Origin of the sequence: Pseudomonas sp. P7759, assembly GCF_013386445.1 — a bacterium.
In the GTDB taxonomy this organism is placed as follows: domain Bacteria; phylum Pseudomonadota; class Gammaproteobacteria; order Pseudomonadales; family Pseudomonadaceae; genus Aquipseudomonas; species Aquipseudomonas azotoformans_A.
In genome coordinates this window covers 61,642-87,129 of sequence record NZ_JACART010000031.1, presented here as the reverse complement: position 1 = coordinate 87,129, position 25,488 = coordinate 61,642, and the positions used below count along the sequence as shown (strand labels likewise).

Genomic DNA, 25,488 nt, shown 5'->3' with positions numbered 1-25,488 from the left:
GACGGGGCGCCTGAGATCAAAAGCCAGAGCAAGAGCAAGAGCGGCTCGCTTCGCATCGTGGTTGGCGTGTGACGCAGTTCAACATGTAAAGCGTCGGTCAGAGACGAATGTCTTCAGGCCCCTGTATCAGCGCTTCAATCCGTGTGCCGGTGGCGCGCTCTTCGTTGCTGAAGCCGTCGTAGTCGGCCAGGTTGCCGAAGCGTAGCCCGGTCAGGCGCTCGATCTGGATCACGCTGCGCTGGTAGGTCTTGAGCTGGCCGAACACCAGGTCGAGTTGGCCCAGTTCGCGGCTCTGGTCAATCATGTAGGCACTCGCGCTAGGCTTGCCGTTGTCGCTGAGGTAGGCGACCACTTTCCAGAACGCCTTGGGGATCTGCACGCCTCGGTACACTCGGTCGTCGTCGGCGAACACCGGGCCGGTAAACACGGTGGCGCGGGCTTTCCAGCGTTGGGTGTTATCGAGGATGTAGTCTTCGAGCTCCAGCCAGGTCTTCTGGTTGAACCCGCTCATCTGCGGCGAGCAGTTGGTGAAATGGAAGGTGTCGAAGTTGGCGGTTTGCGCCTCGTCGCCCCAGTTGGGGTCTTGTCGGCGGACCAGGTGGCCGCGATCCAGGCCATTGCTGGCATACAGCGCTTCGCCCACCTGCGCATCGATGGGCAAGCGGCCGTCATAGGCCCAGGCGTCGTTGCTGCGAATGATATCGACGTGCTGACCACCATCGATGTTGACGCCCACATACAGCGCAAGCCGCTTGGCGCGCGACATCGTGATCGAGAAGTGCGTGTAGTCCAGGCGCTTCTGTGCATCCTCCGCCAAGGCCTCTTCCACCGTGGGCCAGGGCACCCCGAAGCTGCCGAGAAAGTCCTCGGCGTAGCCGCGCCGGCCCTTCAAGTCTTTGGCGGGGGTGACGCGTGGCGTCGCCGCCCGTGCCTCCAGCAACGTGGGGCTCGGTGCGATCAACGGGCGCAGGTCAGCGAGCCTGGGGCGGTATGCAAGGTCGATTTTGGCTTTACGTGCTGGCATCGGTCAGTCCTCCTTGGATAAACACGACTGCAACATAGGTTAATGACAATTGATGACACGCGTTAACCCCTGGGGACTATCCTGAATCGATGACCCGGACGTTGTCACCTGCCAGATGGAGCCAGTCCATGTGTGTTCGTCAGCCGCATCGCCATCCGATTTTCTGCCTGATCCCGCCCTATATGCTCGACCAGATCGCGCGCAACGGTGATAAAGCGCAACGGGAGGTCGCCTTGCGTACCCGCGCCAAGGACACGACGTTTCGCTCGTTGCGCATGGTCGCCGAACCTGCCAAGGGGCCGGCGCACATGGCCCTGGCCATGGGCGCCGATAAGCGCCGCTCGATCTACAGCGCCGAGGGCACCGACAGCCTGCCGGGCACGCTGGTGCGTGGTGAGGGGCAACCCGCCAGCGGGGATGCCGCGGTGGACGAAGCCTACGAGGGCTTGGGCGCCACCTTCGATTTTTTCGACCAGGTCTTCGATCGCAACTCCATCGACGACGCCGGTATGGCGCTGGACGCCACGGTGCATTTTGGCCAGAACTACAACAATGCCTTCTGGAACTCGACCCAGATGGTGTTTGGCGATGGGGATGCGCAGTTGTTCAACCGCTTCACGGTGGCGCTTGACGTAATTGGCCATGAGTTGGCCCATGGCGTCACCGAGGACGAGGCCAAGCTGATGTATTTCAATCAGTCCGGAGCGTTGAACGAGTCGCTGTCGGATGTGTTCGGCTCGCTCATCAAGCAATATGCCTTGAAGCAAAGCGCGCAAGACGCTGATTGGCTGATCGGCAAAGGACTGTTCACCCAAAAGATCAAAGGCACCGCCCTGCGCTCGATGAAAGCCCCCGGCACGGCGTTTGACGACAAACTGCTGGGCAAGGACCCTCAGCCGGGGCACATGGATGATTTTGTGCAGACCTACGAGGACAATGGCGGGGTGCATATCAATTCCGGTATTCCCAACCATGCGTTCTATCAGGTGGCGACCAAGCTCGGCGGGTTCGCCTGGGAGCGTGCCGGGCGTATCTGGTACGACGCGCTGCGGGATGCGCGGCTGCGGCCCAACTCGGGGTTCCTGCGCTTTGCGCGCATCACTTACGATGTGGCAGGCCGACTCTACGGCGCGAACACGGATGAACAGAAGGCGGTCAAGGACGGTTGGAAGGCGGTCGGCATTTCTGTCTGATGTGAGGAGCGGCCATGCAAATTTCGATCAAGGAAAACGGCGGCCCCGGTTATTTTCCGGGCTTGGCCAAGCCACAGACGGTGGAGTTGGACGCGCTGCCGGAGCAAGACCAGCAGGAACTGCGGCGGCTTGTCGAGGCGTGCGATTTCTTTCAATTGCCGCAAAGCCATGCACCTGCGCGCGGTAATCCGGGCCAGGTGCATTACACCCTGACGGTGAAGGAAGACGAGCGCGAGCACACGGTTTGCGTGCTCGCGCCGGTCAAATCGCAGGCGCTGGACGGGTTGGTGCAGTGCGTGCGTCGGCATATCCGTTGCTGAGGTTCAGGTGGGAGCGTTCACCCTGGCTGCCAGCGACGCACCGAGGCTGTAGAGCAACCCGCCGGCGATAACGAACAGCGCGAGCATGTAGAACATGGTGTGGGCGGGGTGTGTCGCCAAGACCATCCCGCACAGCACCGGGCCCAGGGCCGCGCCAACGTTGCCCAGGTTTTGCGCAGCGTAGTACATGCCCCGCAGATGATCGGGGGCGATGATGTCGATGAACATGTACTCGGCAGGGAACACGATGATCTCTCCCAGCGTGAAGACCGTCATGGATACCACCCAGAACATCAGCGAGGTAGACAAGCCGAACCCCGCCAGGCCGACGATAAACATGCCCAACCCACCTGCGAGCCACAGATTCAAGTGCTGATGGGTGATTCGCTTGCCGATCACGTATTGCAGGCTGATCACCATCAGCGCGTTGGTGGCCACCACGCTGCTGATTATCCGGTAGGCCATTTCGGGTGTCGTGGTGACGATCAGATATTGCGAGAGGTAAGCGGTGAATTGGCCGAACACCACGGCACTGAGTGCACCACCCAGGGTAAAACACACCAGCCGGTAATCACTGAGCAGCACCTTGCCGACCGCCAGGAATGGCGCGCCGGGCTGGCTCGTGTCCACGGGCATTGCATGCTTGTCACCCCACACGGCGTAAACGATGAAAAAACCGGCGCCCAGCATCGCCGACGCCAGGAAGGGCAGGCTGATGGCGAGCGCGGCCAATCCCGCACCGAGAAAAGGGCCGACGGCGTAGCCGATGTTGGTCAGGGTGTATTTGATCGAAAATGCTTCACTGCGCGCATCGACGGGCAGTAGCCGGCCAAATCCTGATTTGACCGCGATATCAATGACGGCGTACGCCAGGTTGATCGCGACCAGGCAGGCGTAGAACACCCACAGGTCCCGTGCGGCAAACGCTGCCAGAAACCCGCAAGTGAACACCGCGCAACAGCCCAGGATCAAGCGGTAACCTGGCTGGCTGTCCACCAGGAAACCGCCGTACAGGCTCAACAATGAGCCGAGGATCAGCGAACTGCCGATCACCAGGCCGATGTCGGCGACGCCCAATTGGAACTGGCTCGACAGGTAGATCACCAGATAGGGCAAGGTGATGGCCCTGGCGAGGGTCAACACCAGTGACGCACTCAGAAGCAGGTTGACGGTCAAGGGGTAGTTTTTCAGCGTGGTCAGCATCCGAGCCTCAGTACCGGGTTCATTGACCCTAGCTTACTGTTGAGTTGAATTCTGATTTAGGATGTTAATTACCAGCTTGGCTGACCTGAATTCACAAATGCGGGGCGTGCATGTTTTCTTCCGAACGCTTGAAAGGGATTGATGTGTTTGTGTGTGTTGCGGACTACGGCAGCTTTACCGCCGCTGCCGAGAAAATGAGCCTGACTGCCTCGGCCATCAGCAAAAGCATCGCGCGGCTTGAAACGCGCCTGGGCGCTCGACTGTTTCTGCGCACAACGCGGCGCTTGTCCCTCACCGAGGCCGGCGTGGCGTTTTACCGTACCTGTACGGGGGTGCTGGCTGACCTGGAGGAGGCCGAGCTGTCGCTGCGCGCGGAGCAAAGCGAGCCGCGTGGACGTGTGCGCATTGATCTGCCCAATGTGTTTGGGCGCGTGCGGGTGTTGCCGGTGCTGCTGCCTTTGCTGCAGGCTTTTCCGTCCTTGGTGCCGCACATTTCCTTCAGCGACGGGTTAGTGGACCCGTTCAAGGAGGGTGTGGATCTGGTGGTGCGTGTCGGTGAAGCGCAGGGCTGGCCAGAAACGATCGAACAGCGTGTGCTTGCGCACGAATGGCATACGTTGTGTGCCTCGCCGGATTACTTGGCGAACCATGGCACCCCGACGTGCGAGCGTGAGCTTGAACGGCATCAGTGTCTCGCCTATGGCTGGGTGGACGGTCGCGTCAGCCCCTGGAACTTCGCCGGTGAACAGGGCACTGCACGGCGTTGGCAGATGACGCCGCACCTGGTGATCGGCAATGGCGACGGCTTGATGCAGGCTGCGTTGGCCGGTTGCGGGATCGTGCAACTGCCGTCGTGGGTGGTCCGGCCATCGCTGGAGGAAGGCAAGCTGGTTGAGGTGCTGCCGCAGCTGGCCACCGAGGGAGCCGCGATCAGGCTGGCCTGGGTCAGGAATCGCCAGGCGTTGCCCAAGGTCAGTGTGGTGCTGGAAGCCTTGGTGGCGGGGCTGGGGGGGCGATAGCCACGACCCGTGCCCGCGCCACCCCTGCGTTTTACTTGCGGTCCAGCCACACCGTCTGCGCGTTGCAGAACTCCCGCACGCCAAAGTGCGACAGCTCGCGGCCGAAACCACTCTTTTTCACCCCGCCAAACGCCACCCGAGGGTCGGAAACGCTGAAGGCGTTGACGAAGATGCCGCCGGTTTCAAGCTGGTTGGCGATGTCGCGCGCCTTGGCCGGGTCGGTGGTGAAGATGCTCGCCGTGAGGCCGAACTCGCTGTCATTCGCCAGGGCCACAGCGTGGTCGGCGTCGCGTGCGGTGATGATCGAGGCGACAGGGCCGAACAGTTCCTGTTTGAACGAGGTCATCTGGTCGGTGACGCCCGCCAGTACGGTCGGCTCGTAGTAGTTACCGGCGCCGGGCACTTTATTGCCGCCCAGCAACAGCGTCGCGCCTTCTTCCAGGGTGGCCTGGACCTGGCCGTGCAACTCGTCGCGCAGGTCGAAGCGCGCCATCGGGCCGATGTAGGTGGTGGCTGACGTCGGGTCGCCCATCACCAGGGCACGGCTGGCCTCGAGGAACTTGGCGGTGAAGGCTTGCGCTACACCTTCCTCGATGATCAGGCGCTTGGCGGCGGCGCAGACTTGGCCGCTGTTCTGGAAGCGCCCGATCAGTGCGGCTTGCACGGCGGCGTCGAGGTCGGCGTCGTTGAGCACGATGAACGGATCCGAGCCGCCCAACTCCAGCACGCACTTTTTCAGCGCAGCGCCAGCCTGGGAGCCGATGGCGATGCCGGCACGCACGCTGCCGGTGAGGGTGACGGCGGCGATGCGCGGGTCGGCGATGGCTTTGGACACGCCGTCGTTGGTCACGTTGACCACTTCAAACAGGCCATCGGCGAAACCGGCCTTCTGGAACGCCAGTTGGATCAGATAGGCGCTGCCCATTACGTTCGGCGCATGCTTGAGCACGTAGGTATTGCCGGCCAACATCGTCGGCACTGCGCCGCGCAGCACTTGCCATACCGGGAAGTTCCACGGCATCACGGCGAAGATCGGGCCCAGCGGGCGGTATTCGATCTGGGCGCTGCCGTTGTCCACCAGCGTCGGCTCCGGGGCGAGCATGGCCGGGCCGTGGGCGGCGTACCATTCGCTGAGTTGCGCGCATTTTTCGATTTCGGCACGGGCCTGGGCGATGGGTTTGCCCATTTCCAGGGTGATCATCTGCGCCATGTCTTCGGCTTGTTCGCGCAGGGCGCTGGCCAGGCTCAGCAGCAACTCGGCGCGCTGGCTCACTGGCTGGCGGCGCCAGGTGCGGAAGGCGAGGGTGGAGCGGTCGAGGGCGGCGTCCAGTTGCTGCGCGGTTTCATACGGATAGCTGCCGACCGTTTCGCCGTTGGCCGGGTTGATCGAGAGGGCGTGGGTAGTCGCGTTCATGGCACCGTCCTGCTGAGTGAATTAAGTGGGGTTCAGCGTACGGGGCTATCTCTTTTCTGGAAACTGAATAATATTAAGCAATACGTTCACGATTGGAGAATGATGTGGATCTGGTGCAGCTGGAAATCTTCAAGGCCGTTGCCGAGCAAGGCAGTATCAGTGCCGCCGCGCAGTTGATTCATCGGGTGCCGTCAAATCTGACCACGCGCATCAAGCAACTGGAGCAGGACCTCGGTGTGGAGCTGTTCATCCGCGAGAAAAGCCGCCTGCGCCTGTCCCCGGCTGGATGGAATTTCCTCGGTTATGCGCGGCGCATTCTCGACCTGGTGCAGGAAGCCCGCGCGACCGTGGCGGGGGAGGAGCCCCAAGGCGCGTTTGCCCTGGGGTCGCTGGAAAGCACGGCGGCGGTGCGGATCCCGGCGTTGCTGGCGGCGTACAACCAGAAACACACCAAGGTCGAGCTGGACCTGAGTACCGGGCCTTCGGGCACCATGATCGAAGGCGTGTTGTCCGGGCGGCTGACGGCGGCATTCGTCGACGGCCCGCTGTTGCACGCGACCCTGGAAGGCGTGGCGGTGTTCGAGGAAGAGATGGTGGTGATTGCGCCGCTGCATCATGCGCCGATCACCCGTGGGCAGGACGTGAACGGGGAGAGCATCTACACCTTTCGCTCCAACTGCTCCTACCGACATCACCTGGAACGCTGGTTTGCACAGGACGGCGCGGTGCCGGGCAAGATCTTCGAGATCGAGTCCTACCATGGCATGCTCGCCTGCGTCAGCGCCGGCGCGGGCCTGGCGCTGATGCCACGCAGCATGCTCGACAGCATGCCGGGGTCGACGGCGGTGAGTGTGTGGCCGCTGACGGACAACTTCCGGATCCTGCACACCTGGCTGATCTGGCGGCGGGGGACGGTGTCGCAGAGTTTGAACAGTTTTGTGAAGCTGTTGGAGGAGCAGGGGGCGATTCGTGCGGCTTAGCCGCCCAATTGCAGGGTGCCCATCGCCAGCTTCGCCATCAGTGCGGTCGCACCCAATTGCACCAGCCACAGCGCCAGGCCGCCCAGAAAGACCCCCAGTGCCACTTGCAGCACCAGGCTCTTCTGGCGCTTGGGTTGCGGTGCGCGTGGAGCGTAGTCATGCAGTTCGTCGCGGTCGGCGCGCAGGTCCAGGTCGTCGTTTCTCATAGCATTCTCACAGCAAAGGGGCGGTCAAGGTTCAGTCTAGGGGCTGGAGACGAAAAAGGGGAAGCCATCGGCTTCCCCTTCTGGTGCAACAGCTGCAGGTTTACAGCACCTGAACGATTGCCTTTGTGACTGCATCAATGTTCGACTGGTTCAACGCCGCTACACAGATACGGCCAGTGTCGAGGGCGTAGATGCCGAACTCGCTGCGCAGACGGGTGACTTGCTCAACGGTCAGGCCGGAGTAGGAGAACATTCCACGCTGGCGGCCGACGAAGCTGAAGTCGTGGCCCGGAGCAGCCTTGGCCAGTTCGGCCACCATCTGCTCGCGCATGCCACGGATGCGCAGGCGCATTTCGGCCAGTTCGGCTTCCCACTGGGCGCGCAGCTCAGGGTTGTTCAGTACCGCTGCAACGATCGCCGCGCCGTGGGTCGGCGGGTTGGAGTAGTTGGTGCGGATCACGCGTTTGACCTGGGACAGGATGCGCGCGCTTTCTTCCTTGGAGTCGCCGACGATGGACAGTGCGCCCACACGTTCGCCGTACAGGGAGAACGACTTGGAGAACGAGCTGGACACAAAGAAGGTCAGGCCCGATTCAGCGAACAGGCGCACGGCGGCGGCGTCTTCGTGGATGCCGTCGCCAAAGCCCTGGTAGGCCATGTCGAGGAACGGCACCAGGTTCTTGGCCTTGATCACGTCCAGCACGTTCTGCCAGTCGGCCGGGCTCAGGTCGACGCCGGTCGGGTTGTGGCAGCACGCGTGCAGCACCACGATGGACTGCGGCGGCAGGGCGTTGAGGTCTTCGAGCAGGCCGGCACGGTTTACGTCGTGGGTGGCGGCGTCGTAGTAACGGTAGTTCTGCACCGGAAAACCGGCGGTTTCGAACAGGGCGCGGTGGTTTTCCCAGCTCGGGTCGCTGATGGCGACGACGGCGTTTGGCAGCAGCTGCTTGAGGAAGTCAGCACCCAGTTTCAGCGCGCCAGTGCCGCCTACCGCTTGCACGGTGGTGACGCGGCCAGCGTTCAGCAGTGGCGACTCAGCGCCGAACAGCAGGGTTTGCACGGCCTTGTCGTAGGCCGCGATGCCGTCGATTGGCAAGTAGCCACGGGCGGCGTGTTGCGCCACGCGAATGGCTTCCGCTTCGGCAACGGCACGCAAGAGTGGAATCTTCCCCTCCTCGTTGCAGTAAACGCCCACGCCAAGGTTGACCTTGGTGGTTCGTGTATCGGCGTTGAATGCTTCGTTGAGGCCCAGGATTGGATCGCGTGGTGCCATTTCGACAGCGGAGAACAGGCTCATTTTTGCGGCAGCTCTATGGGGGGTAGGAGGGACGTGTCGCGCTCCAGCCGAATGCACTAGAGCGGTGCACAAACGGGGAGTTAGTATAGAGACCATCACCGCCTGAGGCGACAGCCGAAACGGCTTTTCGGCCAAGTTTTTCGGTTTATTTGCTGACCGTTAGTCTTATTGCAACATTGATCGGTAAAGGCGTGTAGGACGATTGCCTTGAAACCCGTCACATTCGCCACCACTTCTACAGCTATCATGGTTTTTTCCTGCAACCTGCGATGATTATTCGCGGGTTGCTGAGCTATTTCGTCCCTGGCGGTTTTGAGTCTGGGGTGACTTCACGAGGTACGTTATGTCGGATTTCCAGCTCGTCACCCGCTTTGAACCCGCCGGCGATCAACCGGAAGCCATTCGCCAGATGGTCGAAGGCATCGAAGCCGGGCTGGCGCATCAGACCCTGCTCGGGGTGACCGGGTCGGGCAAGACCTTCAGCATCGCCAACGTCATTGCGCAGATCAACCGGCCCACCCTGGTGCTGGCGCCGAACAAGACCCTGGCGGCGCAGCTCTACGGCGAGTTCAAGGCGTTCTTCCCGAACAACGCGGTGGAGTACTTCGTTTCCTACTACGACTACTACCAGCCCGAAGCCTACGTGCCGTCCTCCGATACCTTTATCGAGAAGGATGCGTCGATCAACGACCACATCGAGCAGATGCGGCTGTCGGCGACCAAGGCCTTGCTGGAGCGCAAGGACGCGATCATCGTCACCACCGTGTCGTGCATCTACGGCCTGGGCAGCCCGGAAACCTATCTGAAGATGGTGCTGCACGTCGATCGCGGCGACAAGCTCGATCAACGCGAGCTGTTGCGCCGCCTGACCAGCCTGCAATACACCCGCAATGACATGGATTTTGCCCGCGCCACCTTCCGCGTGCGCGGCGATGTGATCGACATCTACCCGGCGGAATCCGACTTGGAAGCGATCCGCATCGAGCTGTTCGACGATGAAGTCGAGAGCCTGTCGGCCTTCGACCCGTTGACCGGCGAGGTGATCCGCAAGCTACCGCGCTTCACCTTCTATCCGAAAAGCCACTACGTGACCCCGCGTGAAACCCTGATGGGCGCCATTGAGGGCATCAAAGTCGAGTTGGCCGAGCGCCTGGAGTACCTGCGTTCCAATAACAAGCTGGTGGAAGCCCAGCGCCTGGAGCAGCGCACCCGCTTCGACCTGGAGATGATCCTGGAGCTGGGCTACTGCAACGGCATCGAAAACTACTCGCGCTACCTGTCGGGCCGTGAATCCGGCGCGCCGCCGCCGACGCTTTACGATTACCTGCCGCCTGACGCGCTGCTGGTGATCGACGAGTCCCACGTCAGCGTGCCGCAAGTGGGCGCGATGTATAAGGGCGACCGTTCGCGTAAAGAAACCCTGGTGGAGTACGGTTTCCGCCTGCCGTCGGCGCTGGATAACCGGCCGATGCGCTTTGATGAGTGGGAGGCCATCAGCCCGCAGACTATCTTTGTGTCCGCCACGCCGGGCAACTATGAGGCCGAGCATGCCGGCCGCGTGATCGAGCAACTGGTGCGGCCGACTGGTTTGGTCGACCCGGAAATCGAGATCCGCCCGGCGCTGACCCAAGTCGACGACCTGCTCTCGGAAATCACCAAGCGCGTGGCCCTGGAAGAGCGGGTGCTGGTCACCACGCTGACCAAGCGCATGTCCGAAGACTTGACCGACTACCTGGCCGACCACGGCGTGCGCGTGCGCTATCTGCACTCGGACATCGACACCGTGGAACGCGTGGAGATCATCCGCGACCTGCGCCTGGGCACCTTTGATGTGCTGGTGGGCATCAACCTGCTGCGTGAAGGCCTGGACATGCCGGAAGTGTCGCTGGTGGCGATCCTCGATGCGGACAAAGAGGGCTTTTTGCGCTCTGAACGCTCGTTGATCCAGACCATCGGGCGTGCGGCACGGAACCTCAATGGCCGGGCGATTCTCTACGCGGACCGCATTACCGGTTCCATGGAGCGGGCGATTGGTGAGACGCAGCGCCGCCGCGACAAGCAGATCGCCTTCAACCTGGAAAACGGCATCACGCCCAAGGGCGTGTTCAAGGACGTTGCCGACATCATGGAAGGCGCCACCGTGCCGGGCTCGCGCAGCAAGAAGCGCAAAGGCATGGCCAAGGCCGCTGAGGAAAGCGCCAAGTACGAGAACGAATTGCGCTCGCCGAGTGAGATCACCAAGCGCATCCGCCAGTTGGAAGAGAAGATGTACCAGTTGGCGCGGGACCTGGAGTTCGAGGCGGCGGCGCAGACGCGGGACGAGATTGGCAAGTTGCGGGAGCGGTTGTTGGCTGTGTGATTTATTTAAGCTCGCTATAAGTGAGGTTGTAGGCGGACAGCGGTGGATGTTGTTTTTTCCAGTCGTTGGCGAATTTTTTGCCGGCTTCTATCTGCTCGGCATTTAGCGTGGCGGTGATTGTCTCCAGCGTTTGCGCCGCCTCACTGTGCCTGATGTACTGCCGGGTACTATTGACCACTAGCCATAGCAGTCCGTACCCCTTGATCTTGTCACGGCGAACGTTGTAGCGATTTTTGTCTGATTTATCGACAAACACCTGCAGTAGCGCATAGGCATATGCCATGACGGCGCTCAGTTGGTTTTTTTCCAGGCGCTTGCTCAGCATTGCTGTCTGAAAACCTGCATTGAGGGCGAAATACGGACGTCGCTCCAGCCATTGCATCGCGGGTGGAAAACCAAGGTTGGCGGACCTTATTAACAGTGTGTCGAGCTTGGTGTTCCCGTTAGGGCTGTTGCGCAATTCTGGGGTTCTTTCGCTGAGGATTGCCTGTAGGTAAAGGGCTTCGCCATTGCCAGCGGCTCCGGCGCGTGACAGCCAGTAGGTGTCCTTCGTCAGTTCGTACATTTGCAGCATGGCATCGGCATCGTCCACATCAACGAGGTTTTGCGCCAGCTTTCTGGCTTTTGCCAGAGAGTTGACATCGCCCAGGCGCATCAATGCGTAGACATGGCTTTGCTCGCCGGCTAGGCGATACCAAGCTTTAGCAGCGTCATTGATAGTGCCAGCACTGCGTTGAGTGACCTCACCCAGGGCATATTGCGCATCACTATCGCCCGCCATGGCGGCGATAGTCAGATCGCTTTCAGCGTCCAGGAATTCCCCCAGGTTGTAGCGTTCCAGGCCTTTGTTTCTTGCAGCCAACTGCTCGTCGGTCAAAGGTGACAGCAGATGCGTGAATGACGTAATCAAATGGTGTGCTGCAGTGAGTATGTCTTGGTGATGCATGATCAATTACCTGCGTTTTTTGAGAAAGAACGTTGCCATTTCAGGTTATGGGCGCAGTGACCGGTACAAGCTGTATATGTTTAGAAGGTGGTTGTCCTCAGCCGGCTGTACCGCACTGGAGCCGAGGGGGGCTGGGCTGTTACCATTCGCCCCTTGTTTCAATTTCAGTTTTATCGCCCATTCGAGACCTGCCATGACCACCGTCCGCACGCGCATCGCGCCATCGCCCACTGGGGATCCCCACGTCGGTACTGCTTACATCGCCTTGTTCAACTACTGCTTTGCCAAGCAGCACGGCGGTGAATTCATCCTGCGGATCGAAGACACCGATCAACTGCGTTCCACCCGCGAGTCGGAGCAGCAGATTTTCGATGCCCTGCGCTGGTTGGGCATTACCTGGGCGGAAGGCCCGGATGTTGGCGGCCCGCACGGCCCGTATCGCCAGAGCGAGCGCAGCGACATCTACAAGCAGTACACCCAGCAACTGGTCGACATGGGCCATGCGTTCCCGTGCTTCTGCACCGCAGAAGAATTGGACCAGATGCGTGCCGAGCAACAGGCCCGTGGCGAAACTCCACGCTACGATGGCCGCGCGCTGCTGCTGTCGAAAGAAGAAGTGGCCCAGCGCCTGGCGGCCGGTGAGCCCCACGTGATCCGCATGAAAGTACCGAGCGAAGGCGTGTGCGTGGTGCCGGACATGCTGCGCGGTGACGTCGAGATCCCGTGGGACCGCATGGACATGCAGGTGCTGATGAAGACCGACGGCCTGCCGACGTACTTCCTGGCCAACGTGGTCGACGACCACCTGATGGGCATCACCCACGTGCTGCGCGGCGAAGAGTGGTTGCCATCGGCGCCGAAACTGATCCTGCTCTACGAGTACTTTGGCTGGGAACAGCCGCAGCTGTGCTACATGCCGCTGCTGCGTAACCCGGACAAGAGCAAGCTGTCCAAGCGCAAGAACCCGACCTCGGTGACCTTCTACGAGCGCATGGGCTTTATGCCGGAAGCGATGCTCAACTATCTGGGCCGCATGGGCTGGTCGATGCCGGACGAGCGCGAGAAGTTCTCGTTGCAGGAAATGGTCGACAACTTCGATCTGTCCCGCGTGTCCCTGGGCGGGCCGATCTTCGATATCGAGAAACTGTCGTGGCTCAATGGCCAGTGGCTGCGTGACCTGCCGGTAGAAGAATTCGCCAGCCGTGTGCAGCAGTGGGCGTTGAACCCCGAATACATGATGAAGATCGCGCCGCTGGTGCAGGGCAGGGTGGAGACCTTCAGCCAGGTCGCACCGTTGGCCAGTTTCTTCTTTGCCGGGGGCGTGAATCCGGATCCCAAGCTGTTCGAGTCGAAGAAACTCTCCGGCGATCAGGTTCGCCAATTGATGCAGTTGATCCTGTGGAAGCTGGAAAGCCTGCGCCAGTGGGAGAAAGATGCGATCACCGCGACGATCCAGGCGGTGGTGGAATCCCTGGAACTGAAATTGCGCGATGCCATGCCGTTGATGTTTGCCGCGATCACCGGGCAGGCCAGTTCGGTGTCGGTGCTGGATGCGATGGAAATCCTCGGCCCGGACCTGACCCGTTTCCGCCTGCGCCAAGCCCTTGATTTGCTTGGTGGTGTGTCGAAGAAAGAAAACAAAGAGTGGGAAAAGCTGCTGGGCGCTATCGCTTAAGCACGCGGTTGAAACGGCGAAACCCCGGTTTTCCGGGGTTTCGACGGTAAGTGATTGTTATCCCGGCAAAAAATTTTGGAAAATGTTGAAAATAAATTTGACACACTTCCAAAGCGCCATTAAGATTCGCCCCGTCCTCACCGATGAGGGGCTATAGCTCAGCTGGGAGAGCGCTTGCATGGCATGCAAGAGGTCAACGGTTCGATCCCGTTTAGCTCCACCAATTTACAGGTTCAAGGTCTGGCCACACCGTCCTTGAATCGATCAGTTCTCAGCGCTGATCAGTTGTACAGAAGGTTTTGTCCCCTTCGTCTAGTGGCCTAGGACACCGCCCTTTCACGGCGGTAACAGGGGTTCGAGTCCCCTAGGGGACGCCAGTTTCAACAAGCAGTTCGCAAGGCCTGCTGCGTCGCGAGACGAAAAATCCGGGGCTATAGCTCAGCTGGGAGAGCGCTTGCATGGCATGCAAGAGGTCAACGGTTCGATCCCGTTTAGCTCCACCAATTTACAGTTCCAAGGTTCCGGCCACACCGTCCTTGGATCGATCAGTCTCAGCCTGATCAGTGTACAGAAGGTTTGTGTCCCCTTCGTCTAGTGGCCTAGGACACCGCCCTTTCACGGCGGTAACAGGGGTTCGAGTCCCCTAGGGGACGCCACGATTACCCGCTTTGCGGGATTTTTAAGGGTCATTCAATTATTGAATGGCCCTTTTGTTTGTCTGGCGTTTGGCCAAATCTTTCCTCCATGCCCTTCTTCTCTTCTGACCAGCGGTCACGCCTGTGGCTTGCCAAATATTATTATGGTAATAATATTCAACCCATGAACATCGGAGGCAATGATGAGCGATAAAAAAGCGCAAACCCGCGAACGCATTCTGCAGGCCGCCAGCGCCGCGTTGATCCAGCGCGGCCCGGCCGAACCGAGTGTGGGTGAAGTCATGGGCGCGGCGGGGCTGACCGTCGGTGGTTTCTACGCGCACTTCGAAAGCAAGGACGCACTGATGCTGGAGGCCTTCACTCAGTTGCTGGCCAAGCGTCGTGCGTCGATTGATGACATGGACGCCCAGTTGACCGGGGAGGAGCGCAGAAGCCTGGTGGCGGCGTTCTATCTGTCGCGCAAGCACCGTGACTCTACCGCCCAGGCCTGCCCGATCCCGGCGACCGTCGGTGAGATGAGTCGTCTGCCGGATGAATTCCGCCAGGCGCTGAACGAGCACTGCGAGCTGATGGCTGCGCAACTCGCCGCCAGCCCTGAAGACACCGACAAAGCCCTGGCGGACATGGCGCTGATGATCGGTGGCCTGGCCTTGGCCCGCGCCTTGGGGCCGGGCGAGTTGTCTGACCGTGTGCTGCGCGCCGCCAAGTCGGCCGTGCGCTAGAAGAGGGCTGTCATGATGGGCACGTTAACCTGGATTCGTCGCTTCAACGGCACCCTGGGGCACCTGGCGCCGCAAACGGTGGCCAACAAGATGCGCCGGGCCTTCATGACCCCCCGCGACCTGCCGCCGCGTGACTGGGAGCTGCCGCTGTTGGCGCAATCGGAGCGCATCACCTTGCGCTTCGGTCTGTCCGCCTTGCGCTGGGGCCAGGGGCCTGCGGTGTTGTTGATGCACGGTTGGGAAGGGCGGCCCACTCAATTCGCCAGCCTGATCACGGCATTGGTCGACAACGGTTACTCCGTGATTGCTCTCGACGGTCCCGCCCATGGCCGTTCGCCAGGGCGTGAAGCCCATGTGCTGCTGTTCGCCCGCGCCATGCTCGAAGCCGCTGCCGAGTTGCCGCCGCTGCATGCGGTGATCGGTCATTCCATGGGCGGCGCCAGTGCGATGCTGGCGGTGCAGTTGGGCTTGCGCACTGAGGCGTTGGTGAGCATCGCCGCACCGTCTCGCTTTCTGGATGTGCTGCGGGGCTTCACCCAGATGGTCGGTTTGCCGGCGCGGGCGCGTTCGGCGTTCATCCAAGAGGTTGAGCAAACCTTTGGCATGCCGCTCAAGCATCTGGATGTGGCCCATTACCAGATGAATATCCCTGGCCTGATTGTGCACGCCGAAGACGATACGTTCGTCCCGGTCAAAGCCTCTCACGCTATTCACGAAGCCTGGTTCGACAGCCGCCTGCTGCGCCTGGAGCAGGGCGGTCACCAGAAAGTGCTGGCCGATCCGCGTGTGATCGACGCTGTGCTGGCGCTGCTGGCCGGCCGTCGTCTACAGGCGCGGCAAACGGCCTGATACACTGCCCCGGATACGTTAATCGACCGGGAGCAAGGCATGGGCTGGGATTTGGCAACGCCGTTTATCATCGATCTGCAGGTGGCCCCTGAAGACATCGACGGCCTGGGGCACGCCAACAACGCGGTGTATGTGTCCTGGCTGGAGCGCTGTGCCTGGCGTCATTCCCAGCGTTTGGGCCTGGACCTGACCGAATACCGCCGCCTGGACCGCGCCATGGCAGTGGTGCGCCATGAGATCGACTACCTGGCCGCCGGCTACGAAGGCGACGAGCTGCAACTGGCCACCTGGATCGTCGACTGGGACCAGCGCCTGAAGATGACCCGGCGTTTCCAGCTGGTTCGCCCGCGTGACGGCGCGACCCTGCTGCGTGCGCAAACCACCTTTGTCTGCATCGAACTCTCCACCGGCAAGCCCAAGCGCATGCCCGCAGAATTTCTCGACGGTTATGGCCCCGCCCTGACAGGGGGTTAACGGTTGCTGTGGGAAACCCAGTAAACTGCGCCACGATTTTTGTTGAGTGTTTTCCATGCAAATTGCTTTGGCGCCCATGGAGGGGTTGGTCGACAACATCCTGCGGGACGTGCTCACCCGTGTCGGCGGTATTGACTGGTGCGTGACCGAGTTCATCCGCGTCAACGACCGCCTGCTCACCCCCGCGTATTTCCATAAACTCGCCCCGGAACTGCTACACGGCGCCCACACCGCTGCCGGTGTGCCGCTGCGTGTGCAATTGCTCGGCTCCGACCCGGTGTGCCTGGCGGAAAACGCCGCCTTGGCGTGTGAGCTGGGCTCGCAGGTCATCGACCTGAATTTCGGCTGCCCGGCCAAGACCGTCAACAAGTCCCGTGGCGGGGCAGTGCTGCTCAAGGAGCCGGAGCTGCTCAACCAGATCGTCGAACACGTGCGCCGCGCTGTACCGGCGCACATTCCAGTCACCGCCAAGATGCGCCTGGGGTTCGACAGCCCGGACGGCGCGCTGGTCTGTGCCACGGCCCTGGCCGAAGGCGGCGCGGCACATATCGTGGTGCATGCGCGGACCAAGACTGACGGCTACAAACCGCCCGCTCATTGGGAATGGATCCCGCGCGTACAAGACGTGGTCAAGGTGCCGGTATTCGCCAATGGTGATATCTGGAGCGTTGAAGACTGGAAGCGCTGCCGCGAAGTCAGTGGCGCCGAAGACATCATGCTGGGCCGTGGCCTGGTCGCGCGTCCGGACCTGGCGCGGCAGATTGCTGCGGCGCGGGCAGGCGAGGAAGTGATCGAGATGACCTGGGCCGAAATGCAGCCGATGCTCCAGGACTTCTGGACCCAATCGGTGGCGCAACTGACCGAGCGTCAGGCACCGGGGCGTTTGAAGCAATGGCTGGCGATGCTCACTCGCAATTACCCTGAGGCGGTGGAGTTGTTTACGCTGATGCGTAGGGAAACCGACCTGGAGCAGGTCGGGCGATTGCTGGGGATGCCCAGTCAGCGGGAACAGTCGGTTACGCTGCAAGATTAGGTTTACATATATAAGTGTTTCAACCATTGCGATAGAGGGCACCGAAAGGTGCCTTTTTTTTGTCTGAAAAGTACGTTTGGCGTCATTGTCTGCCGTCTGGAGTAGGTTTCAGTCGCTGTATTGCTAAAGCGGGCGAAGTGTTATTTCGAGATATATGCAAGTGTCTATGAGTGTTTGAGTTTGACTGCAACTAAGTTTTGAATTTATGTGTTTTTTAGTGTGCGGTAAAGTACTTGTGTGCGCGTCAATTAACATAGGTTTCGCTTGTAAGGCGATCGTGTTGTTTTCTTTAAGTTACTTTGTTCAGAGGGTGTTGCCTTAAGTTTCCACTCCAGGAAGCGCCTTAGGCGTACACAGCCTGGGTTTTTCTCGGTTTGTCCATAGGCAAACACCCCTGGCGGTCAATTGGTTTCCTTATATAAGCCGCGCTTTTTCGGAACTCATTGTCGCTACGCCCCACGAATCTTACGAGTTTGCTGAACTCGCCGTTGTTTAACGCTCCCTGTCAATAACTGTCTCTCTCCTGCCATTGCAGGAGTTGGGCAAGGTCATAGGAATAAGAAAATGTCTAATGTCTCGACCCAAAAATTTGTGCCGATGAATACAGGTTACACTCAACTTAATCAGCCTTCTGTGCAAATGGATAAAGCACCTGGGTTATCGCCTTCGATGGACAGTGTTAGTAAGTTTCTGAAGGACACTAATCCCGCCTCTAAAGATACTCATGTGCCGATGAATAAGGAGTCGCTGGAAAAGTTGTTTGCCATGTTTGAGTTCGCGGTCAAGGCGATGCGCAGCATGCTCGCCGGTATGGGGGTGCTGCCCAAGTTGCCCGGTGAGGCGGATGCTCAGCCCCAGGTGAAGCCTGGCCCGGACGCCAAGGTCGTTGCGGATACGGCGGCCCAGAGCAAGGTAGCACCTGCAGCGGATACCAAGCCAAAAGTGATGCCAGCAGCTGATAATAAGGTTGCCACGGATACCGGTGTCCAACCCAAGGTCACAGCCGAAGCGGATACCAAGCCAAAAGTGATGCCCGGTGCCGATACCAAGGTTGCCATGGATACGGGAGTGCAACCCAAGGTCACGCCGCAAGCAGACGCCAGGGCAAAGGTGGAGCCCAAGCTAGATACACACGTCACGCCAGATAGGCCTGCGCAAGTGACTATCACGCCGGACGGTAAACCCAATGCCAAGCAGGTAACGACTACCCTCACCGACGTTGCACAGCAGAATAAGCTGTCGTCTGATATCAATGTGATTGTGCAGGTGCAGAACTGCCATTGCCCGCATACGGACGAAAAAACCCCGCCACAACCCCGGCACGCACAACCGGTGATAGCGCCAAAGGTCGACGTACAACCCACGCCGCCGTTGGTGGTGACGCCAACGGTTGAAACAAAACCCGCGCCGCAGCCGGCGGTAACTCCGAAGATCGATGCACAACCCACGCCGCCGCCCGTGGTGACGCCAAAGGTTGAAACAAAACCCGCGCCGCAGCCGGCGGTAACCCCGAAGGTCGATGCAGAACCCACGCCGCCACTGGTGGTGATGCCAAAGGTTGAAACCAAACCCACACCGCCGTCGGTGGTAACCCCGAAGGTCGACGCACAACCCACGCCGCCGCCGGTGGTAACGCCCAACATCGACACAAAACCCACGCCGGAGATTACATCCCCCGCACCCGATAACTTGGCGGACGACTTCGCCAGGCACTCCCATAGCCGGTTCTCCAGGTCCAGCCTCCGCTCTCGCTTCTGAGCCTGCTGCCTTGAAGCGTTAAACACCAACGTAATGATCGTTCCCTGGCCGATGCGGTCAGGGAGCCTCCTCAATGAGGTATGAAGTCATGTTGTCGATTAACCATCTTCCTGTTACACGACCCACTATTGATCCTTATGGCGCGTCAGGTTTTTCAGGTAGCGCTTCCCTCGATTCTGCCAGCCGAAACAGTTTGCGCACTCCGACACAGGCCTCACCCACAGCGTCGCAGCCTAGGAATATCGGGAATACTGCAGACCCCGAGGCCGTGTTGGGTATGCTTAAGGACTTGTTCATGCAGTTCTTCAACCAGTTGCAGGCCATCTTGGATAAAGGCGTACGCCCGCCGGTGCCGAAGAACAACGACGTACCCATTCCGCAACCCCACGTGAAACCCGCTGACGACGCGACACTGACAGACAAGCGAAACGAATACATTCCCGGGCTCTCCAACAAGCGCAAGGGTGAAAAACCCAACAACATCTGGACTGGTTTTCGCCAGGGAAGTAATGGTAATTGCGTAACGATTTCCGCCATCAAGGCGGCGATGGCGAAGTTTGGTCAAAGCCCAAAGGATATTTATAAGTCTGTGGAGGCCAGTGAGCAGGGTTATAAAGTTGTTATGCGTGACGGGTTTGAATTGACGCTGAGCAAGGCCGAGTTGCAGGCGGCTATTCGCGGTTCCAACTTTGTCGGCATGAGTGATCCAGAAATGCTCAAGGATGCCCACTTCCTGTTTGCCTGTTCCGCCAAGCGTGCGCAAATGGAGAACAACGACGGATGGGCGAGCAGAAGTTTCAATGCGGCGATCACGACGCTCAATAATGGTGAAGACGAAGACAGGAACAAGCCTGGCGAAGGCTTCCTGCGGCTGGGGTTGAAGGACCACATGAAGAGGGTCAAGGTGAGTGAATTCGCTGACCCGTCTTTGATCGGTATGGTCAATAGGCGCGGACATTCGGTTGCCGTCGTGGAGGGTTGCGAGGAGTTATACGGGCGCAAAGGCAATCGACCCAGGGATGGACAGGCCGTTGCGTTGATCTGATCACCTCGCCTGATCCGAGTTTCCGGACTCGAACTCTTCCACTGTTTCAGCAAAGAGTGAACGATATGAGTACGTTTGCGATTGGATCTTTCGCGCGCTTAAATCCCCTTGCGCCGCAATTATCAAACCACCCTGAAGCGTCTCGCATCCCAGCTTTTGATGTGCCGGAGAGGGGCTTTGGCGAGCATTTCAACGCGAGTTCACACAGCGCGGTCATCAAGTTGATGATGCTCAAGTTCGGCCCACGCCCTGGCGATATGTTCAGCGATGTAAGGAACAACGGTGAGGCTTACGACGTGACCATGAAAGATGGTTACCGGCTGCATCTATCCAAACAGGAACTGCAACAGGCAGCGTCTGCATCGCGTTTTACCGGCAGTGATGGCGATGTGTTGGGCAGTGCCCATTTTGCGCTGGCAGTGTTCATCAAGCGTAAACAACTCGAGCGCGGCAGTTCGCCGGATCTCCCCGATTTTCAGTCGATGCTGACGGAGTCTCTGCAAGGTGAAACGACCTTTAACATGCTCAAAGGTATGGGGTTATCCCGTCATCTTCAGCATGTAGCCACCGCAACGGTTGTGGCTGCGGGCGGAGCAGGCGTAGCAGACAGCTATGACGCAGGTTCTTCCCTGATTTATGCAGGCAAGGCGCATCAATTTGGCAGGGAGCGCTCACCGGACCGAGCCTACCTGTATACGTTGATGAGCGATAACGCACCAAAGCCTCCCGTGGTCCCGGCTCCCGTTGCGCCTATCGTCGTACCCAAGGTTGACCCGGCCACCTCGAAGGTCCGACCCGAGGCCGCAGGGGTGATGCAGGGCTTCAGTGAGGGCTCGCGAAATTTTGGCGAAGTCTTTGACCTGAGCAGCCACGCCGCGGTCATCAAGCTGATGATGCTCAGGTTTGGCCCGTCGCCCTCCGATATGTTTGAGCGTGTCGAGGCGACCGCTACGGGGTACAGCATCACGATGAAAGACGGGTTTGAAGTGACGCTGTCAAAGCAGGAGTTGCAGCGCACTGGCGCAGCGTCAAGGTTTTCCGGGCCTGATGCGCAAAAGGTCGCTGATGCCAATTTCATGCTGGCGGCCTTTGCCAAGCGCAAACAGGTTGAAGGCAATGCTGGGTTTGATGCCGTGCTATCGAGCACATTGTGCGGAGAGCACATTTACAACGTCTTGAAGGGCATGGGGCTGACCGGCTTTTTGCAGGTTGTGCCGCCGGACAAACTACGAGAACCCCACAGCGTCGGCGTCACCCATACCTTCAACTATTCAGGCGCGCTCGTCGTGAATGGCATCAAGCATAGCAACGGTGAACAAGCGTCAGTCACCAAGGACTATGGTTACCAGCTTGCCGCAGACGTCCCCGTCGACCCCAACGGCAAGCCTGCGCAGTTCTCGGCGGTACCCGTGGGGGTCAAACCTGACGATATCTGGAGCGGTTTTTATCAAGGTGTTGAGGGTAACTGTGTCACGGTGTCGGCCATCAAGGCAGCGATGATGAAATATGGACAAAACCCTCTGGGGATCTTCAAGCGTGTCACTGAAACGCCAGCAGGTTTCAGCATCGCCATGCGGGATGGTTGCACGGTGCGCCTCACCCATGCCGAGCTGAGCCAGGCACGAGAGGCTGCCAACTTCCATGGAATGGATAAAGGCCTGATTGAGGATGCGGTGTTCCTGTATGCCGCGAGTGCCAAGCGTGCCCAACTGGAGAACCATGAGTTTCGCGCCGGCGCTGGCTTCAATGCCGCCCTCAAAACGTTGAATAACGGGGAAGTCCCGGGCGATGCGTTACGACGCCTTGGCTTGTATGCATTCACTCGCGCAAGCAGCGTGGAGGAACTGGCGTCAGGCGTGCCAGGCACCCTAGCGAACTTCGGGCATTCCGTAGTCGTGGTAAACGGTGCACTTGATGATTATGGGGACAAGCGTGACTTGAACAGTTCGCACTGGATGCAACAGGGCGGTCACGCCTTGAAGCTGGTTTAACCCCGCCCATCTCCCGCGAGCAAGCGTTCCCTGAATCCGATCATAGGCAGTGGCCGGCTGTGCAAATACCCTTGGTACAAATGGCAACCCAGGCCCTGCAGGAACGCGAGTTGGTCCTGGGTTTCCACGCCTTCGGCAATCACCTCCAGGTTCAGGCTGCGGGCCATGGCGACAATGGCGCGGATGATCTCGGCGTCGTTGGGGTCATGGGTGGCGTCACGCACAAAGGATTGGTCAATCTTCAGCGCGTCCACCGGCAGGCGCTTGAGGTAGGTCAGTGATGAATAGCCGGTACCGAAGTCATCCATCGCAAAGCTCACGCCGAGTTTTTTCAGGCGGCGCATTTTACTGATGGTGTCGTCCAGATTCTGGATCACGATGCCTTCGGTGATTTCCAGTTTCAACAGGCTGAATGGCAGCTCGTGCTGCTTGAGGCTGCGCTCCACCCGCTCCACGAAGTCGTTCTGGCGAAACTGCCGAGGACTGATGTTCACGCACAGGCTGAAATTCAGCGGGTCGACCAGGCCTTCGGCGATCAACTGTTGGAAGGCGGCGCAGGCTTCATCGAGGATCCAGGTACCGACTTCAAGGATCAGGCCGCTGTCCTCCAGCACCTTGATAAACTCCGCGGGCGACTGCGCACCCAGTTGTGGGTGCTGCCAGCGCACCAAGGCCTCGGCGCCGACGATGCGGTTGCCCCGCGCATCCACCTGCGGTTGGTAATGCACGCTGAACTCGCCGCGCGACAGGGCCAGGCGCAGGTCGGTCTCCATGCGCAGGCGTTCGCTGGCGGTTTTTTGCATGCTGTTGTGGAACATCTGCGTGGTGTTGCGTCCTGAGTCTTTGGCGCGATACAGGGCGATATCGGCACGCTTGAGCAAGTCCGCAGGCGTGGAACCGTGATCGGGAATCAACGCCACGCCAATGCTCGGCGTGACCTGCAAGCGATGGCCATCCAGGAACATCGGCTCCGAAAGCAGCTCGCGCAAGGTGTCGGCCAGTTCCTGGACCTGGCGGCTGACTTCCGTGCGCGTGCCATCCAGGCCGCTGAGCAGCACTACAAACTCATCGCCACCCAGGCGCGCCACGGTGTCCTCCATGCGCACGCTGGCTTCCAGGCGGGCGGTGACGATCTTCAGCACTGTGTCGCCCACCGGGTGGCCGAGGGAATCGTTGATGTGCTTGAAGTGGTCGAGGTCGAGGAACAGCAGTGCGCCGCGCAGGTTGTGGCGCTTGAGCAGGGCGATCTGCTGGCTCAGGCGGTCCATCAACAGGGCGCGGTTGGGCAGGTTGGTCAGCGGGTCGTGATAGGCCAGGTGACGGATCTGCGCCTGGGCGTTTTTCAGCAGGCTCACGTCCCGTGCGGTCAGCAGCAGGCACGGGGTTTCGTTGAGGGTGATGGGTTCAACCGAGACTTCTACCGCCAGTAACTCGCCGCGTTTGTTGTGCCAGAGCATTTCCAGGTGATGGATACGACCCTTGATCTGCAATTCGGCCAGCAGCGCGGCACGCTGGTTCTCGTCGGCCCAGATGCCGATCTGGTAGAGGGTCAGGCCAATGGCTTCCTCGGCGCGATAACCGGTCAACCGGCAGAAACCGTCGTTGACCTCCACATAACGGCCGGTGTCGCGCTCGGTGATGGAAATCGCATCAGGGCTGGAATGGAAGGCCTTGGCGAATTTCTCTTCGCTGGCCTTGAGCGCGGCTTCCGAGCGCTGTTGTTGAGTGATGTCGCGCAAGGTGGTGACGATACACGGCTGGTCGCCCACCTTGATCAGCCGGCTGGAAATCACGCAGGTCAGCGCCTGGCCATTCTTGTGATGCACCACGATCGCCACATTGCTCAGAGCCTGCTCGCGGATCACCCGTTCGATCCGTTGCAGGCGCTTGCTGGATTCGTCCCACAGGCCAATCTGCTCGGCGCTCTTGTCGATCACCTCGGCGGCCGTCCAGCCAAAGGTCTGGGTAAACGCGGGGTTGATCTCGATAAACGCGCCGCTGTCCAGGCCGGTGACGCAGATTGGGTCGGGGCTGGCCTGGAACAGGCTGGCGAATTTTTCTTCAGAGGCGGTCAGGCGTTGTTCACGTTCGACCTGGTCGGTGATGTCGAGCAAGGTGCCGGCCATGCGCAGCGGTGCGCCGTGTTCATCGCGGTACAGGCGCGCGCGGCTTTCGAGGTAGCGTGAGCTGCCGTCTTCCATGGGCACGCGATACGTCAGTTGATAGTTGCCCGCCGGGCCTTCGCGCAGAGTGCGGTAGGCGTTGCGCATGCTCTCGCGCTCGTCATCGGGCATGCCTTCGAAGAAAGCGTCGAAGGATTCATGGAAGGGTTCCGGCGGCAGGCCGTGCAATTGGGCAGCGCGGGCCGAGCCATAAAGCATGCCGGTCGGGATGTGCCAGTCCCAGGTGCCCAGTTGCGCCGAGTCCAGGGCCAGGTCGAGGCGTTCCTGGCTGTCCTTGAGGGCTTGTTCGGCGTTTTTGCGCTCGGTGGTGTCGAGAAAGGTACTGATCAGGTAGGCCTCGCCTTCCAGTTCGACCTTCTGCGCACTGAGGGTGCCATCGTGGATCTGGCCATTGCTCGCGCAAAACTGGACTTCCATGGTGATCGGCTCGCCCTTGCGCTGGGTGGCTTTGACCAACTGCGCGCGTTGCTCCGGGTGACGCCACAGACCGAGGTCCAGGGTGGTGCGGCCGATGGCGTCGGCCACCGGCCAGCCGAACAGCATTTCGAAATACTGGTTGGCTTCGCTGATCAGGCCGTCGGCCTGGCGGGTCAGCAGGACCATGTTCGGGCACAGGTGGAACAGCGTGGCGAAGCGTTTTTCGGAGTGGCTGAGGGCGGCTTCGCGGTCGCGTTGGTGGGTGATCTCGCGGATCACTCCGATCATACGGCGCCGTCCGGCCTTGTCCGGCGCCAGGCTGCCGTTGATTTCCAGCCAATGAAGGCTGCCATCCGGCCATTGGATACGGTGATGCATGGCCTGCTCGAACGGCTCGCCCGCCAGCACCGCATGGAACGCCCGCACCACGCGGGCGCTGTCTTCGGGGGCCAGCAGGTCGAGGTAGTCCAGGTCTTTGGGCAGCGGTTGGCGCGGGTCAAAGCCAAACAACGCCTGGGTGCCCCGTGACCAGCTGATGCGGCCGGTGTCGATTTCCCAGCACCATGCCCCCAGCCGGGCAGCATTGAGCGCTGCCAGCAATTGCGGGGCGCTGTCCCAGCTTTGTTCCGCCGCTTGAGGGTCAAGGGCGTAGATGCGGGGCAGGGGTGGCACGGAATCGACGGGGTTGCGCATTATCAAAGGGCCTTGGCTCAATGGGCGTTCG

General features: G+C 60.2%; 20 protein-coding genes and 4 tRNA genes. 17 read left to right on the top strand and 7 right to left on the bottom strand.

The annotated features are described in order from the left end of the window. Positions 1–97 precede the first annotated feature (97 nt). Positions 98–1,024, bottom strand: a complete 927-nt coding sequence (locus HX823_RS22325; protein ID WP_177076724.1) for a DNA/RNA non-specific endonuclease — start codon at positions 1,022–1,024, stop codon at positions 98–100. Positions 1,025–1,152: 128 nt separating this feature from the next. Between HX823_RS22325 and HX823_RS22320 the strand changes: the two genes are divergently transcribed. Continuing rightward, the gene (locus HX823_RS22320) at positions 1,153–2,217 is read left to right on the top strand and encodes a M4 family metallopeptidase (protein ID WP_177076722.1); all 1,065 of its coding nucleotides are present in this window, start codon (positions 1,153–1,155) and stop codon (positions 2,215–2,217) included. A gap of 14 nt (positions 2,218–2,231) precedes the next feature. Further along, positions 2,232–2,537, top strand: a complete 306-nt coding sequence (locus tag HX823_RS22315) for a protealysin inhibitor emfourin (protein WP_177076720.1) — start codon at positions 2,232–2,234, stop codon at positions 2,535–2,537. A 3-nt stretch (positions 2,538–2,540) separates the two neighbouring features. On the opposite strand, the gene HX823_RS22310 is transcribed toward HX823_RS22315, so the two are convergent. Further along, positions 2,541–3,740, bottom strand: a complete 1,200-nt coding sequence (locus HX823_RS22310; RefSeq protein WP_177076718.1) for an MFS transporter — start codon at positions 3,738–3,740, stop codon at positions 2,541–2,543. Positions 3,741–3,850: 110 nt separating this feature from the next. On the opposite strand from HX823_RS22310, the gene HX823_RS22305 reads away from it, so the two are divergent. Then, positions 3,851–4,759, top strand: a complete 909-nt coding sequence (locus HX823_RS22305; protein WP_177076716.1) for a LysR family transcriptional regulator — start codon at positions 3,851–3,853, stop codon at positions 4,757–4,759. A gap of 31 nt (positions 4,760–4,790) precedes the next feature. On the opposite strand, the gene HX823_RS22300 is transcribed toward HX823_RS22305, so the two are convergent. Next, the gene (locus HX823_RS22300) at positions 4,791–6,173 is read right to left on the bottom strand and encodes an aldehyde dehydrogenase family protein (RefSeq protein ID WP_038845566.1); all 1,383 of its coding nucleotides are present in this window, start codon (positions 6,171–6,173) and stop codon (positions 4,791–4,793) included. A 104-nt stretch (positions 6,174–6,277) separates the two neighbouring features. Between HX823_RS22300 and HX823_RS22295 the strand changes: the two genes are divergently transcribed. Further along, positions 6,278–7,153 (top strand): LysR family transcriptional regulator, encoded by an 876-nt coding sequence (locus HX823_RS22295; RefSeq protein ID WP_038845568.1) that lies wholly within the window; start codon positions 6,278–6,280, stop codon positions 7,151–7,153. Here HX823_RS22295 and HX823_RS22290 read toward each other — a convergent pair. Both HX823_RS22290 and HX823_RS22285 read right to left on the bottom strand, forming a co-directional pair. After that, positions 7,150–7,359, bottom strand: a complete 210-nt coding sequence (locus HX823_RS22290; protein WP_038845570.1) for a hypothetical protein — start codon at positions 7,357–7,359, stop codon at positions 7,150–7,152. The two genes, HX823_RS22295 and HX823_RS22290, sit on opposite strands and share 4 nt — an antisense overlap. A 100-nt stretch (positions 7,360–7,459) precedes the next feature. After that, entirely contained in the window at positions 7,460–8,656 is a 1,197-nt protein-coding gene (locus tag HX823_RS22285; RefSeq protein ID WP_016979489.1) for an amino acid aminotransferase, read from the bottom strand. Between the two features lie 343 nt (positions 8,657–8,999). Between HX823_RS22285 and uvrB the strand changes: the two genes are divergently transcribed. Continuing rightward, positions 9,000–11,015 (top strand): excinuclease ABC subunit UvrB, encoded by a 2,016-nt coding sequence (gene uvrB, locus HX823_RS22280; protein WP_010209048.1) that lies wholly within the window; start codon positions 9,000–9,002, stop codon positions 11,013–11,015. Position 11,016: 1 nt separating this feature from the next. Here the strand turns inward: uvrB and HX823_RS22275 are convergent, their stop codons facing one another. Continuing rightward, the gene (locus tag HX823_RS22275) at positions 11,017–11,961 is read right to left on the bottom strand and encodes a sel1 repeat family protein (protein WP_177076714.1); all 945 of its coding nucleotides are present in this window, start codon (positions 11,959–11,961) and stop codon (positions 11,017–11,019) included. A 193-nt stretch (positions 11,962–12,154) separates the two neighbouring features. Here HX823_RS22275 and gltX point away from each other — a divergent pair, with 193 nt between their 5' ends. The 12 genes from gltX (at position 12,155) to HX823_RS22215 (ending at position 22,164) form a co-directional block, all read left to right on the top strand. Further along, the gene (gene gltX / locus HX823_RS22270; RefSeq protein WP_015884987.1) at positions 12,155–13,636 is read left to right on the top strand and encodes a glutamate--tRNA ligase; all 1,482 of its coding nucleotides are present in this window, start codon (positions 12,155–12,157) and stop codon (positions 13,634–13,636) included. Between the two features lie 147 nt (positions 13,637–13,783). After that, positions 13,784–13,859: transfer RNA gene (locus HX823_RS22265), tRNA-Ala, on the top strand. 78 nt (positions 13,860–13,937) lie between these two features. Continuing rightward, a tRNA-Glu gene (locus tag HX823_RS22260) sits at positions 13,938–14,013 on the top strand. Positions 14,014–14,063: 50 nt separating this feature from the next. Continuing rightward, positions 14,064–14,139 (top strand) — tRNA-Ala (locus HX823_RS22255). 77 nt (positions 14,140–14,216) lie between these two features. Next, positions 14,217–14,292: transfer RNA gene (locus HX823_RS22250), tRNA-Glu, on the top strand. Between the two features lie 182 nt (positions 14,293–14,474). Continuing rightward, on the top strand, positions 14,475–15,014 hold the full coding sequence (locus HX823_RS22245) for a TetR/AcrR family transcriptional regulator (protein WP_010209050.1): 540 nt from the start codon (positions 14,475–14,477) through the stop codon (positions 15,012–15,014). Positions 15,015–15,029: 15 nt separating this feature from the next. Then, positions 15,030–15,863 (top strand): alpha/beta hydrolase, encoded by an 834-nt coding sequence (locus tag HX823_RS22240; protein WP_038845711.1) that lies wholly within the window; start codon positions 15,030–15,032, stop codon positions 15,861–15,863. 39 nt (positions 15,864–15,902) lie between these two features. Beyond that, positions 15,903–16,337 (top strand): thioesterase family protein, encoded by a 435-nt coding sequence (locus tag HX823_RS22235; protein ID WP_033901813.1) that lies wholly within the window; start codon positions 15,903–15,905, stop codon positions 16,335–16,337. 55 nt (positions 16,338–16,392) lie between these two features. Continuing rightward, positions 16,393–17,370: a tRNA-dihydrouridine synthase gene (locus HX823_RS22230; RefSeq protein WP_038845577.1), complete on the top strand. Its 978-nt coding sequence runs from the start codon at positions 16,393–16,395 to the stop codon at positions 17,368–17,370. Positions 17,371–17,934: 564 nt separating this feature from the next. Next, a complete protein-coding gene (locus HX823_RS22225) occupies positions 17,935–19,128 on the top strand; it encodes a hypothetical protein (protein WP_177076712.1) in 1,194 nt (397 codons plus the stop codon). 295 nt (positions 19,129–19,423) lie between these two features. Then, a complete protein-coding gene (locus HX823_RS22220; protein ID WP_371317975.1) occupies positions 19,424–20,173 on the top strand; it encodes a hypothetical protein in 750 nt (249 codons plus the stop codon). 65 nt (positions 20,174–20,238) lie between these two features. Next, the gene (locus HX823_RS22215; protein ID WP_177076711.1) at positions 20,239–22,164 is read left to right on the top strand and encodes a hypothetical protein; all 1,926 of its coding nucleotides are present in this window, start codon (positions 20,239–20,241) and stop codon (positions 22,162–22,164) included. Here the strand turns inward: HX823_RS22215 and HX823_RS22210 are convergent. After that, on the bottom strand, positions 22,161–25,457 hold the full coding sequence (locus HX823_RS22210; protein ID WP_177076709.1) for an EAL domain-containing protein: 3,297 nt from the start codon (positions 25,455–25,457) through the stop codon (positions 22,161–22,163). The genes HX823_RS22215 and HX823_RS22210 overlap by 4 nt on opposite strands. Positions 25,458–25,488: the final 31 nt, after the last annotated feature.